Origin of the sequence: Flavobacterium sp. 9R, assembly GCF_902506345.1 — a bacterium.
Classification (GTDB): domain Bacteria; phylum Bacteroidota; class Bacteroidia; order Flavobacteriales; family Flavobacteriaceae; genus Flavobacterium.
Genome location: NZ_LR733421.1, coordinates 1 through 12,810, shown reverse-complemented (window position 1 = coordinate 12,810; position 12,810 = coordinate 1). Strand labels below are relative to the sequence as shown.

The following is a 12,810-nucleotide window of genomic DNA, read 5'->3' as shown; positions in this document are numbered from 1 at the left end:
TAAAAATAACTTATGAAAGGCACAACAAACCTTCGTGTAATTCTTATTCGAAGGCTTGTTATGTCTTTTTTTTAAACTAAAAAATAAATAAATTTTTAGTTTGTATATATCATAGTAATCGGGGCTATTTTACACGTTCTGTCTTCATAAGAAAAAACATATCATATAAAACCAAAAAAACTACAAAATACCCCAACGGTTACTTTGTAGTTTTTTATGATGATTTGAAACGCATATCATTCTAAAGACATTTACTTTAAAAGTCGGGAGACTTTGACACGTTTATGGTTTTTAAGAACTTTTAAAAAAAAAACGCAAAGTTATGAGACTTTGCGGATCGGGGGCATGCCTATCTTAAAATTATGGCTGAGACTTCGGGCAGCTGGGGTCAGGAGACTTTGCCAGCATACGTATCTTTAAATTATAGCTAAGACTTCGGACAGCTGCGTTTTTTTTGTGTTTTGCACTAAGTAAATCTCTAAAGACATGTGTATGAAAAGTTGAGAGACTTTTATCGAGTTCATAAATGTCAACATGATTTAAAATTGTGTGAAGTCAGAGACGTTCTTACAGTACATTTTAACAATATTTATTCTTAGTAGAGCAGTGTTTAAAAACATAATTAATTTTTGTTCACTATTTTAATAAATTTATTCTTTGATCGATCAATAAATAATAGTAAAATGATTACATTTAATAATAAGTTTTATATGAACGTCAATAAATGCAATAAAAAAAATGAAAGAAAAAAGCATATTTGTAAAGTTTTCTCTATTATTTCTTGTTCAGATAATTTTATCAACTGTAGTGATTGTGATTTTTCAACAAACTTTTGATTTAAAACCAATTATCATTATCGGCCATTTATTTGTAATTTGTATTGTTAATTTTGCTTTTATTCTATTTGGGGTTTCATTACATACTATTCGGTTTTTTAAAAACAATAAGTTTATAAAATATTTTGTTTCATTAATTTATGGGATTTTTATCCTACTTATTTCTTATGCTTATTTGTTTGCTTTTTTGGGAAAGAGTTTAAATTCAAGGATTTTCACTGTGCAAATCGTTATTGGATACTTGAAACATCTTAATGGATTAATTCATATGTATTCAATACATCCAATTTTTATATATCTTGGTTTATTAGTTTTTCCTCTTTTCATCATTATTTCTTTTTTATTTTCTGCACAGTTTATTGATAAAGGTTTTCAAGTTTTTAAGCAATTTATTTTAAATCATAACTTTAATAATCCACCTCTATTCATTCGAATTAAGATGGTAGTTTTTTTATTTTTATATGGGTTTGCTTCTGGGGTGTTACTAATTAAATGTTCTTCTATTTCAAGAAAGCTTTTTCAAATAGAAGAGCCCATCGTATCTTTTTTCTTTAAAAATTCAGATCCTTTCCAAGGTCAAATTTTAGCTAATGATAATGAGGATATTAGTTTGCGTAAGAATTATAAAAAGAACATTGATTTTCAGAAAAAAAATGTAATTATAATTGTTGTTGATGCTTTACGTTCGGATCATTTGAGTCTTTATGGTTATAAGAGACACACTTCTCCATTTCTCGACAGTCTTTATGCTTCGGGGGATTTAAAAAAAATTAAAACCTCTTTTTCAGTAGCTTCTGGTTCATTTCCTGGTGTTAATAGTATTTTGAGATCAAAAATATGGGCTAATATGGGATTTAATAATTTTTCTGTTCAGCAATTGTTGAAAGATCAGGGATATGATATTAATTTCCTTGTTTCAGGTGACCATACGCATTTTTATGGACTAAAATCTTTTTATGGAAATGACTCTGATTTTAATTACTACATTGATGGATCAAATACTAAGAAGTATATCGTTGCTGATGATAGGATTATTTTTGAAGGCTTAAAAAATATTAAAAAGTACAATAAAAACCCTTCTTTCTTTTATTTTCATCTTAACTCAGCTCATTCAGCAGGTACAAAAATAGATAGGTATAAAATGTATCGACCTGCAAATGTATATACAATTAATATCGAAAATTATACAAATAGATATGATAATGGAATACTTCAGGCTGATGATTATGTAAAGAAAATTTTTTCTGATTTAAGACTAAAAGGCTATTTACAAAATAGTATAGTTGTAATAACTGCTGATCACGGAGAAGCATTGGGGGAACGAGGTGAGTTTGGTCATGTAAAGAATGTGTATACAGACCAAATTTTGATTCCAATTCTTATTTATGATACAGATAAATTGCAATATAAAAATTTGATTTATGCAACATCAGTAGATATTGCTCCAACAATTATTGATAGGTTGGGGTTGCCAATTCCAGAATCTTGGGAGGGAAAATCGTTACTTAGTGATGATAATAGAGAATTTACATTTCATCAAATGGGAAATAATTATGCTATTATAAATAAAAAAGGAAAATTTTTATTTAAATACATTTATGATAGTAAATTAATGAAGGAAGAACTTTATGAATTAAATGGGGATTTTTATGAAAACAATAACCTAATTAATTCTGTAGATAAAAAATGGATTACTGATTTTAGAAAACGATTATCCGAATTTCGAATTAAACCTTTTTAATGTAGTAATGTACCCCTACCAAGATTTGCTTTTCAAAGTTTTATGATTTCTTTTTTTTATACAATTCTTGAATACGGTAGCATAATTAAACTTTTATGACTTTTCCTCTGAATATTTTAGAATGATTTATTTTTCAAAAGTTATAAATAGCTTTAGAATTGATGCGGCAATTATTTAGTAATACATATTACAGCTGACAGGTTTTTAAAACCTGTCAGCTGTAATATGTATCATAGGACTTTAATCGTGTTTTACTAAATAGTTGTGTTGTAAAAAGATGGCTTATGAAAACCAAACTTTCTAGTCTAGCCCCGATGGGAGCAGCATCCTTGCTGTGCGGGGTTCGCACAGCAAGATATAGCGTACAGCGGGACGACTCGTGTGGTGCGCAAAAAAAACGAGCTGCTCCTAAAAAATAGCAAGCTTATTTTATGAAAACGAAAGTGAATTAACCAAAAATAGAGTTAAGTACTGCGGCTAGTCTAAGCCCAGCATATAACAATTGTTTTTTGATGATTGGGGCTTGGGTGTCTACATAGGTTTCTGGAATGACATTGCTTTTGTAATCGTAAATAGTAGGTAAGTAGCTTCGGGATTCTTTGGCCCATTTTACGGTATTGATTTTGCCCAAGCGTTTGATTTGGTGTTTAGAATAAGTATTGAGTGCCAAGCAATCGCTTAGCGAAATGTTTCTGGCGTTGATGATGCCGCTATCAAAAAAAGAATGCAGGTTGGTGCCTTTTCCGTTGTAGTTTATTTGTTGGGTATTTCCGCCTTTGTCAGTGCCAAAACCAACATGTAGCGGTTGGTGCAAATCGCCAACTAAGTGAAAAATAATGCAGATTTTCATTTTTACGTCTTCGTCGGAGAGGTTTTTGTAGTTTTTTAGTTCCTGTATGGTTTGTGTTAATCGGAAAATGATATTGTCTCCTTCGTGGTTCACTACTTTTGCGCCTTTATCAAAATTTACGTAATGATAGGGTTTTAGATAGTCGTAGGAGTGGTCGTCGCGAAGTTCATCCATCCAATTGGCGGCATCCTGAATAGAGCGCCCGTTAAGGTATTTTGTCACTATGGCTTGTACGGAAGGGTCTAAATAGGTAAAGGCAATTTCGGCCACTAAGGCATGTCCTTTTTTGCCCCAAGCAAAGCTCGATTGCGTGATGAATAAAGCGGCTAATACTAGGAGTGTAATTTGTTTTTTCATGGGTTAAAATAATTTGGAAGGCAAAAGTAAGGTATTGCATCAAGTTTTGGCAAGATTCCAATAGTTACAAACGCTAAGATTTAGTTAAGAAATTCGGAACTTTTGATTCGTAAAGCATATTCTGTTCCCAAATAGCGTGGGTCACCGTGTTTTTCAGACCAAAAACCGTCCAAAACATCTTTGGTAATGCATTGATAGACAGCAACTCCTTTGTAGGTGATTTTGTCATCGCCCTTGTACTTGAAATTAATGACTAAAATATTGTTTTTGAAAAATCCAGAACCCGTTTGTACTTGTTCATCGTTAATCAACCAATGGGCTTGTACGCGGTCATACTCATCAAGTGTTAGCGTTAAAACACCTTGATATGTAATAGCATTGTTCGCTTCCTGATTGCTTCCTGAAATGGAGTAGGTTCCGATTATATCTTGTGGGGTCATTTATTTGCCGATACAGAAATTTGCAAATATATTTCCCAACAATTCGTCATTCGTGACTTGACCTGTAATCAATCCGAATTGGTACAAAGCTTCACGAATATCCAAGGCCATTAAGTCACTTGATAGATTGGTTTCTAGCCCAAATTTCACTTTCTGTATTTCTTCTAAGGCTTTAAGTAACGAATCATAATGTCTTGTATTGGTGACTATTGTTTCGTTATTTCTGAGAGCGCCAGTATTGACGAACGAAAGTAATTGATTTTTTAAATCCTCGATGCCTTCTTTGTTTTTGGCGGAAATTAAAAGGATATTTGGAATTTGATTTTGAATGTTTTGAATTTCAGTTTCGGATAGTAAATCTTTTTTATTCATGATTACTACCAAAGGTTTTAACGGATACTGATTTTTTATTTTTTCAAGTTCCAATTTCACGTTATCTAAAGTTCCTCCTTTGGGGGTTAGGGGGCTTATATAAATCACAACTTGCGCTTGCTCAATTTTTTCAAAAGTCTTTTGAATGCCAATGCTTTCTACATAATCTTTGGTCTCGCGAATTCCGGCTGTGTCAATAAATCGAAAGCCGATACCGCCAATCACCAATTCGTCTTCGATAGTGTCACGAGTAGTCCCTGCAATTTCAGAAACGATTGCGCGTTCTTCGTTTAGTAAAGCATTCAATAAAGTCGATTTTCCAACATTCGGTTCGCCTACAATGGCCACTGGAATTCCATTTTTGATTACATTTCCAACTGCAAAAGAATCAATCAAACGTTTCAACACAAATTCGATTCGGTTGACCAATTCGTGAAATTGAGTTCTGTCGGCGAATTCTACATCTTCTTCTGCAAAATCCAATTCGAGTTCGATGAGGGAAGCAAAATTTAATAATTCTTCACGTAGTTTGGCAATTTCGTTTGAGAAACCTCCACGCATTTGCTGCATTGCAATTTGGTGGCTTGCTTCGTTATCTGACGAAATCAAATCGGCAACGGCCTCGGCTTGGGATAAATCTAATTTTCCATTCAAAAAGGCTCTAAGGGTAAATTCTCCGGCATCAGCCATTCTGCAACCTTTACGCAATAACAACTGAATAATTTGCTGCTGAATATACGTAGAACCGTGACACGAAATTTCAATCGTATTTTCTCCCGTGTAAGAATTTGGACCTTTAAAAATCGAAACCAATACTTGGTCTAAAGTCTTCTCTCCATCCATAATATGTCCCAAATGCAGCGTATGTGTTTTTTGGGTAGTCAAGTCTTTGTTTTTGATGGAACGAAAAACAGAATTGCCAATTTGAATGGCATCTTGACCAGAAATACGAATGATGGCAATGGCTCCAGCACCAGAAGGTGTAGCTAAAGCAACTATAGAATCGTTTGGAATCATAGGAGGTGTCAATTTGTATGCAAAAGTAAGCAAAACTATTGGCTTTGCAATTTCCACTGACAAGCCACTTTACTTGTTAGTGAAGTATTATCTTATAGTTAAATATATGGTAAACTGACAAATATCAGTAGACTTCGGCTAAACATTTCTTAAATTTAAACAACATTTAAAAGGTAATTTCTAAAACTGTATTTACTATGAAAAAGATATTATTTCCAACAGATTTCTCAGAAGTGGCTACGAATGCATTTGTTCATGCCCTGCATTTGGCTGATGTAGTCGATGGAGAATTAGTATTATTACATACTTTTCAGCTCCCAATAGTAGACAGTCAGTTCACACCAGACAACTATTATATGATTTACGAATCATTGCAATTGGCAGAATTTGATGCCTTCAAAGACGAAATACCTAAGCTGAGGGCCATAGCTGAAAAAGAAGGTTTGGAGAATGTCAAAATCACCCATCGTTTGATGGATGGCGATTTGGTTACCACCATTCAAAATGCGATAAAAGAGGAAAATATCAATTTTGTGGTTATGGGAACAGCTGGGGCTACGGGTTGGGAAACCTTCTTTGTGGGCACCAATACGGGGTCAGTGTTATCAGCAGTTTCTGTTCCAGTGCTGAGCGTACCCATTACGGCAGCGTATCACAAAATAAAAAACATTGGTTTTACCACCAAGTTTAGAGAGAAAGATAAAAAAGCCTTAGAATTAGTTTGTAGCATTGCCAAAAAAACTAAAGCACAAGTAAAATGCTTGTACGTAAAAACCAATCAATCTGATGTGAAACCAGAAACCATCAAAGAATGGGAAACTCATTTCGCCAACGAACCTGTACAGTTTACGATTCTTCCGCTAGATGATGTACAAGGCACCATCATAGATTTTGTGTCCCAAAAAAGCATTGATGTTTTGGCTATGGTGACCTACAAACGCAACTTCTTTGTCGAATTGTTTAGTCCAAGTCTCACTCGAAAATTTTCAGATTATTCTGAAATTCCAATATTGGCCTTGCAAAGTGACTCAATAATAGAATAGTTGCTTTAATAGTTCCTATTTGCTATTGAATTTTCTTGTTCAACAAGTTGGTTTTATACCTTTCCTAAGGTGTACAATTGCTCCATAGTTGGAGTCAAGCTTCCACCTTCTGGTTCAAGGGTAATTCCAAATGCTTCTGCATAATCGGTATTGTCAACTTCGAATAATTTTTGTTCGTTATTTTCAAAATCACCTAACAAACCAATGCTTTTTGGAGTAAGTGTTGGACTTAATTTAATAGCCCAAACTTGGTAAACCATACCTTTTGGGGGTTTAGGCAAACCCGAAGCATCTACATAAGTGGTTTGGGTTTGTTTATTCCAATATACTTTGGCGTAAGATGTTGGCGAAACTGTTTGTCCACTCAAGGCAACTAGGGTGTTTTTTACATCTCTAACAATGGCTAAACTATTTTTGATGACTTTGTTTTTTTTATCTAAAACAGAGAATTCTTGTTCAATTTTTTTCTTTTCATTAGCAACAACAACAATCGTTTTTTGGGTTTCATTCAATTTAAAATACTGAAATCCTATACCCACAAATAGTACTGCTGCGGCAGCCCAACCCAAATAAGGTGTCCATTTTTTCTGAGGCTGCATTTCAATCACTTTGCCGTGCTTGAGTGCCAATTGGTTTTTAATTTTCTCGTAATTCGCAACAGAATGAAAAGGAGAAAAACTAGAAGAAAGCGCCACAATACTTTTTTCGATAGCTATAATTTCTTGTTCAATTTCAGGATATTGCTTTGCTTTTTCGGCAACTTCTAGGTTTTCGGCTTCACTGAGCAAACCATACACATAAAGTTCCAAAATACCTGATGCTATATATTCTTTTGTTTCCATTATAGTTTCAAATAAAGTCTTAAATCATTGATGCAATTTCTATTGTTGGTCTTTACAGTACCTAGTGGTATGTTCAGCTCTTCCGAAGCTTCTTGCTGGGTGTATCCTTTAAAAAAGAGCAAGTCTATTATTTGAATACACTTTGGTTTTAGCTTTTTTACAAACTCCTGAATTCCAATAGCGTCAATTTTGTTTGTGAGTTTATTACTGTCATCTAATAGATGTACGAAATTATCAGAAGATAGGTTTTTTTGACTGTCATTAAAGTTTTTAGAGCGTAACTTATCAATAGAAGTATTTCTAGCAATATTGAGAATCCACGTATAGAAACGGCCTTTGCTTTCGTTATACGAGTCTATATTTTTCCAAATCTTGACAAATACTTCTTGTAAGACATCTTCGGCCTCTTCTCTGTTTTTTACCAATACGTTGATAACAGAAAATAGACTTTTTGAATACATATCGTAAAGATAGGTAAATGCTTTTTCGTCTTTTTTGTGAATTAAAACCAACAACTCATCTTGGGTCATACGCTATTTTTTTAGTAACTACAAACATATACATTTCAAATTATATAAAGTAGAATATATTGACAAGCTCGAGAATATTATGATTTGTTGAATTGTTTTGTAATTCTGTTTTGTCTTTTTTTACTGTTGTAAAGCCAAGATTTATTCGCTACTCAGAATATTTTTTAATGATAAAGAGTAAAAATGAAGAGATAGGTTTTTAATTAACTTCTGTTTAACATTTTTTTGTTTTAAATAGACAATTAAATGGTTATTTTTATCAAAAAATTACCATATGAAAAAATTAGTTTCAATAGTAAGCGTAGCATTACTATTTTTTAGTTGTCAAAATCAAGCACAAACCTCAAAAGTTAATTCTACAGTTATGACTACCAATCTTGCCAAAGAAACAATCTATCAATTTAAAGTAACGGATTTATCTGGAGATACCTTTGATTTCGCTACTTTGAAAGGGAAAAAAATTATGATTGTCAACACCGCTTCCAAATGTGGCTTGACACCTCAATACAAAGATTTAGAAGCATTATATAAAGAATACAGCAGTAAGGGATTTGTAATTGTAGGTTTTCCAGCGAATAATTTTGCTTCTCAAGAGCCAGGCACTAAAGAAGAAATTGCTACCTTCTGTCAGCAAAATTATGGTGTAACTTTTCCGATGATGGATAAAGTTTCTGTTAAAGGAAGTGATATGTGTGCTGTGTACCAGTTTTTGACCCAAAAAGCTAAGAACGGACTGAAAGATTCTGAAGTTGAATGGAATTTCCAAAAATACTTGTTGAATGAAAAAGGCGAATTAGTTGATGTTATTTCACCTAGAACCTTACCAACCGACCCAAAAATTGTGAATTGGATAAAAAGTTAGTTTGTTGTTATATATCAGTTTTTAGTAATTTAATTTGTTAAAGAGAGCTTGCCTATTGAGCTCTCTTTTTTTGTAGAAAGCTCAATATTTTGCTAAAAAAACAGAACCGCAAATTCGCAAATTTTATTTTGCTAAATCTGTGTTTCAATTCAAAACTATAAAAAAAAATAGTTTGCGAATTTGCGTTAGAATTACGGCTCTTTCGCTATAATTTCTTTTACCGTAGCTTCATAATTTTTGATGCTCTTGGCTTTTTTGATATTCTTATGCACTTTATGAGGATTCGAAAAAAGTACCGAAAAGTACTCCCACAAATGATGCATTTTTAGGAGAATATGAGTGGCACCAGATAAGGATTCGCTGTAGCCTTCGTAAAGCGTATCATGAAATTGACTAAACACTTCCATTTTATTTTTGGGGTATTCGAAAGTATTGTTTTTAATCATACTAGGAAGGAACGGGTCTGCAATCAACCCGCGGCCAATCATCCAGTGGTCGATACTCGGGAAACGTTGCTGCATCTTTTGAAATTGCGCCACCGATGTGATGTCCCCGTTGTAATACAATTTATGTTTGGTAGCGTCAATGCAGTTTTGAAAACCTTCCAAATCGACACCTCCTTTGTACAATTGTTTCCCTAAACGAGCGTGAATGGCAATGTTTTTTATGGGATATTGGTCCAAAATAGGAAGGACGTCCAATATTTCTTGTGGCGATTCGTAGCCCAAACGCATTTTCATCGAAACAATGATGTCGGTTTCGGTATGCGCTCTGTCGAGTATGTGATTGATTTTTTCGGTATTACTTATGAGACCTGAACCCATTCCAGATTTGGTAACCATCGGGTAGGGGCAACCTAGATTCCAGTTGAGTTCTTTGTATCCCAATTCTTTTACATAGCGGGCAACAAATAAAAATTCTTCAGCATCGTTCGTAATTACCTGCGGAATTACTTCAAGTGTAGCATTGTTTTCTGGGAGTAAATCTCTGTGATAGGAGTTTTTGATAACCAATTTTCCATTCAATCGAATGTAAGGCGAATAGAAAGTGTCGATACCGCCAAAATATTTTTGTTGTGCATTTCGAAATCGGTAATCGGTGAATCCTTGCAAGGGTGAAGAAAGCAATGTAAAACTCATAGTCGTAATAAAGCTGCAAAGATAAGTCTTTCCAGTGGAAGGCGACTCATTATTTGATTTTCTGTTTTTTAGCTACGAATTCACAAATTTGTAAAATAAAAAAAGTCTGCAGATTACTCAAATTCAAGAAAATTTAAAAATTTGTACTGTTTTTAAGCTATGAATTTAAAATTTAATTTGTGCATTCGTGGCTGTTATTTGGAACGAATGTCCGAATAGATAAAAAACAATTCGTGAATTCGTGGCAAAATAAAACTACTTTACTCCAAAATCAATTGCATAAATACCGAATGCAACCAACGATTAAATTTATAGCCCGATTCTTTGATGATGCCCACAGTTTTGAATCCGAATTTTTCATGAAACAAAACGCTACCTTGATTTTCGGCATCGATAACTGCAATCATCGTGTGGAGTTTTTGCGCTTTGGCCAAAGTAATTAATTCTGCTAAGAGTAGGTTTCCTATTCCTTTTCCGTGGTAATCATTGGCTACATAGACAGAATGTTCGACAGTAAATTTATAGGCTTCTCTAAAACGAAACTCGCTGTACATTCCAAAACCAACCACTTGACCATCTGCTTCGGCTACGATTATAGGGAATTTTTTGGCCAATTTATCATCCAAAATGGCTTTTTGTTGTTCATACGTTCGGATGTTGTAATCATACAAAGCGGTTGAATGCAAAATGTTATAGTTGATGATGTCCAATATGGCTTGTGTGTCTTCGGTTTGGTAAGGGCGTATTGCTATCTTCATTTTAAAAATATTTCTATCCAAAAATAGTAAAAAATGATGCTATTTGAAGGAATTGGGCGGTCAAGTTTGTAACTTTGTACTCCAAGTTGAAGTGGTATAACTTCTAACTTTTTTAACATCTAATTTCCAACTTTAAAAATGGTTTATCCCAAAATACCTTTAGCACAAAGCATACTTCAGATTTTTTTAGCCAAAGGAATTCAAACAATAGTTATCTCTCCAGGTTCTCGAAATGCCCCTTTAACGATTGGTTTTGCGAGTCATCCTGATTTTACTTGTTATAGCATTGCCGATGAGCGTTGCGCTGCATTTTTTGCGATGGGAATTGCCCAACAAACGCAAAAGCCAGTCGCCGTGGTGTGTACTTCTGGTTCGGCATTACTGAATTATTATCCTGCATTTGCAGAGGCTTTTTATAGTCAGATTCCGTTGATTGTACTTTCTGCAGACCGTCCACAAAGCAAGATAGACATTGGTGACGGACAAACAATTCGTCAAGAAAATGTTTTCCTGAATCATTCGTTGTACAATGCCAATTTAACCGAAGATGCTTCTTTTGAAAATGATATGAAAATCAACGAAGCGATAAATACTTCTATTACTCAAAAAGGCCCCGTTCATATCAATGCGCCATTTGAAGAGCCATTGTATGAAACGGTAGAAGCTTTTACAGTAAATGCTCATATCGATGCAACCATTCCCGCTACAGTTGATAAACCTTTGGGCGATTTGACGCCTTTTGCAGAGATTTGGAATGCCTCCAAAAAGAAAATGATTTTAGTAGGCGTGAGTGGTTTGGATGCCAATGCGAAGTCGATTAACGTGATTGCGAATGACGATTCGATTATAGTGATGACTGAAACGACTTCGAATATTCATCATCCTAGTTTTGTCAACAATATCGATACGATTATTACACCGTTTACAAAAGAAGACTTCGAAGAGTTTCAACCCGATATTTTGGTGACTTTTGGAGGTATGGTGGTTTCCAAACGCATCAAAGCCTTTTTAAGAAAATACAAACCCAAACATCATTGGCATATCGACCCTTTGAGAGCTTATGATACTTTTGGTGCTTTAACGCATCATTTTGAAGTGCATCCGAATACCTTTTTTAGCTCATTTTATCCTTTGGCGCAAAAGGTAAAAAGTACGTATTCTTCTCAATTGGCACACGTGAAATATTTGCGCAAGAAAAAACACGATTGGTATGTGTCCAAAATGCCGTTTTGTGATTTTATGGTTTTTGATAAAGTAATTTCTAATTTGCCTAAAAATTCACAATTGCAAATCAGTAACAGTTCGGCCATTCGATACGCTCAGCTGATTGATATTGACCCATCGATTGAGGTGTTTTGTAATAGAGGAACCAGCGGCATCGACGGAAGTACGTCTACTGCTATTGGTGCAGCTGTAGCCAATGGAAAACTTACCGTTTTTATGGGTGGCGATATTGGTTTTTTCTATGATAGTAACGCCCTTTGGAACAATTACATTCCGAAAGATTTTAAAATCATTCTCATCAATAATGGAGGAGGAGGTATCTTTAGAATCTTGCCAGGACATAATGAAACTACGGTTTTTAATACTTTCTTCGAAACCTCACATAACTTAACTGCGGAACATTTGGCCAAAATGTATGGTTTAGCATACAGCAAAGCAACGGATGCTGCAAGTTTAGATGAGGCAATTGCTACCTTGTTCCAACATAATGAGCAACCTCAACTATTAGAAATTTTCACCCCAACGGTTGAAAACGATAAAATCTTATTGCAATATTTCAAAGAGTTGATTTAGATTTTTGATTTAAAAAGAGTGATTTTATAATATTTAATTAGAAGCATTGCAAAACGATGCTTCTTTTTTTTTTGTTTATGAAAACCAAACGTTCTATGCTAGCCCCGATTACTATGATATATACAAACTAAAAATTCATTTATTTTTTAGTTTAAAAAAAAGACATAACAAGCCTTCGAATAAGAATTACACGAAGGTTTGTTGTGCCTTTCATAAGTTATTTTTA

At 34.1% G+C, this 12,810-nt stretch carries 11 protein-coding genes; 4 read left to right on the top strand and 7 right to left on the bottom strand.

All coding sequences use genetic code 11. The annotated features are described in order from the left end of the window. Positions 1 to 738 precede the first annotated feature (738 nt). Positions 739 to 2,577 (top strand): sulfatase-like hydrolase/transferase, encoded by a 1,839-nt coding sequence (locus tag FLAVO9AF_RS15245; protein ID WP_159691263.1) that lies wholly within the window; start codon positions 739 to 741, stop codon positions 2,575 to 2,577. Between the two features lie 448 nt (positions 2,578 to 3,025). On the opposite strand, the gene FLAVO9AF_RS15240 is transcribed toward FLAVO9AF_RS15245, so the two are convergent. The 3 genes from FLAVO9AF_RS15240 to mnmE form a co-directional block, all read right to left on the bottom strand. Beyond that, positions 3,026 to 3,784, bottom strand: a complete 759-nt coding sequence (locus tag FLAVO9AF_RS15240) for a S1/P1 nuclease (protein ID WP_159691258.1) — start codon at positions 3,782 to 3,784, stop codon at positions 3,026 to 3,028. A gap of 80 nt (positions 3,785 to 3,864) precedes the next feature. Further along, a complete protein-coding gene (locus FLAVO9AF_RS15235; protein WP_159691255.1) occupies positions 3,865 to 4,224 on the bottom strand; it encodes a hypothetical protein in 360 nt (119 codons plus the stop codon). Continuing rightward, positions 4,225 to 5,613 (bottom strand): tRNA uridine-5-carboxymethylaminomethyl(34) synthesis GTPase MnmE, encoded by a 1,389-nt coding sequence (gene mnmE, locus FLAVO9AF_RS15230; RefSeq protein ID WP_159691252.1) that lies wholly within the window; start codon positions 5,611 to 5,613, stop codon positions 4,225 to 4,227. Between the two features lie 197 nt (positions 5,614 to 5,810). Between mnmE and FLAVO9AF_RS15225 the strand changes: the two genes are divergently transcribed. Then, positions 5,811 to 6,656 carry a universal stress protein gene (locus tag FLAVO9AF_RS15225; protein WP_159691249.1) on the top strand — a complete coding sequence of 282 codons (846 nt, stop codon included), beginning with the start codon at positions 5,811 to 5,813 and terminating at the stop codon, positions 6,654 to 6,656. 53 nt (positions 6,657 to 6,709) lie between these two features. Here the strand turns inward: FLAVO9AF_RS15225 and FLAVO9AF_RS15220 are convergent, their stop codons facing one another. Together FLAVO9AF_RS15220 and FLAVO9AF_RS15215 are read right to left on the bottom strand one after the other, a co-directional pair. Beyond that, the gene (locus FLAVO9AF_RS15220; protein ID WP_159691246.1) at positions 6,710 to 7,498 is read right to left on the bottom strand and encodes an anti-sigma factor domain-containing protein; all 789 of its coding nucleotides are present in this window, start codon (positions 7,496 to 7,498) and stop codon (positions 6,710 to 6,712) included. Further along, positions 7,498 to 8,028: an RNA polymerase sigma factor gene (locus FLAVO9AF_RS15215; RefSeq protein WP_159691243.1), complete on the bottom strand. Its 531-nt coding sequence runs from the start codon at positions 8,026 to 8,028 to the stop codon at positions 7,498 to 7,500. Before FLAVO9AF_RS15215 ends, FLAVO9AF_RS15220 begins: the two co-directional genes overlap by 1 nt. A gap of 274 nt (positions 8,029 to 8,302) precedes the next feature. On the opposite strand from FLAVO9AF_RS15215, the gene FLAVO9AF_RS15210 reads away from it, so the two are divergent. Then, positions 8,303 to 8,890, top strand: a complete 588-nt coding sequence (locus tag FLAVO9AF_RS15210; RefSeq protein WP_159691240.1) for a glutathione peroxidase — start codon at positions 8,303 to 8,305, stop codon at positions 8,888 to 8,890. 191 nt (positions 8,891 to 9,081) lie between these two features. Here FLAVO9AF_RS15210 and FLAVO9AF_RS15205 read toward each other — a convergent pair whose 3' ends face one another. Together FLAVO9AF_RS15205 and FLAVO9AF_RS15200 are read right to left on the bottom strand one after the other, a co-directional pair. Beyond that, complete coding sequence (locus tag FLAVO9AF_RS15205) at positions 9,082 to 10,029, bottom strand: tRNA-dihydrouridine synthase (RefSeq protein ID WP_159691237.1); 948 nt, start codon at positions 10,027 to 10,029, stop codon at positions 9,082 to 9,084. 260 nt (positions 10,030 to 10,289) lie between these two features. Beyond that, positions 10,290 to 10,787, bottom strand: a complete 498-nt coding sequence (locus FLAVO9AF_RS15200; protein ID WP_159691234.1) for a GNAT family N-acetyltransferase — start codon at positions 10,785 to 10,787, stop codon at positions 10,290 to 10,292. Positions 10,788 to 10,925: 138 nt separating this feature from the next. On the opposite strand from FLAVO9AF_RS15200, the gene menD reads away from it, so the two are divergent. After that, positions 10,926 to 12,584 carry a 2-succinyl-5-enolpyruvyl-6-hydroxy-3-cyclohexene-1-carboxylic-acid synthase gene (gene menD, locus FLAVO9AF_RS15195; RefSeq protein ID WP_159691231.1) on the top strand — a complete coding sequence of 553 codons (1,659 nt, stop codon included), beginning with the start codon at positions 10,926 to 10,928 and terminating at the stop codon, positions 12,582 to 12,584. Positions 12,585 to 12,810 lie beyond the last annotated feature (226 nt).

Coding starts and splice junctions, on each gene's coding strand:
- mnmE (WP_159691252.1), bottom strand. CDS start 5,613: ATGATTCCAAACGATTCTATAGTTGCTTTAGCTACACCTTCTGGTGCT.
- FLAVO9AF_RS15210 (WP_159691240.1), top strand. CDS start 8,303: ATGAAAAAATTAGTTTCAATAGTAAGCGTAGCATTACTATTTTTTAGT.
- FLAVO9AF_RS15240 (WP_159691258.1), bottom strand. CDS start 3,784: ATGAAAAAACAAATTACACTCCTAGTATTAGCCGCTTTATTCATCACG.
- FLAVO9AF_RS15245 (WP_159691263.1), top strand. CDS start 739: ATGAAAGAAAAAAGCATATTTGTAAAGTTTTCTCTATTATTTCTTGTT.
- FLAVO9AF_RS15220 (WP_159691246.1), bottom strand. CDS start 7,498: ATGGAAACAAAAGAATATATAGCATCAGGTATTTTGGAACTTTATGTG.
- FLAVO9AF_RS15235 (WP_159691255.1), bottom strand. CDS start 4,224: ATGACCCCACAAGATATAATCGGAACCTACTCCATTTCAGGAAGCAAT.
- menD (WP_159691231.1), top strand. CDS start 10,926: ATGGTTTATCCCAAAATACCTTTAGCACAAAGCATACTTCAGATTTTT.
- FLAVO9AF_RS15200 (WP_159691234.1), bottom strand. CDS start 10,787: ATGAAGATAGCAATACGCCCTTACCAAACCGAAGACACACAAGCCATA.
- FLAVO9AF_RS15225 (WP_159691249.1), top strand. CDS start 5,811: ATGAAAAAGATATTATTTCCAACAGATTTCTCAGAAGTGGCTACGAAT.
- FLAVO9AF_RS15215 (WP_159691243.1), bottom strand. CDS start 8,028: ATGACCCAAGATGAGTTGTTGGTTTTAATTCACAAAAAAGACGAAAAA.
- FLAVO9AF_RS15205 (WP_159691237.1), bottom strand. CDS start 10,029: ATGAGTTTTACATTGCTTTCTTCACCCTTGCAAGGATTCACCGATTAC.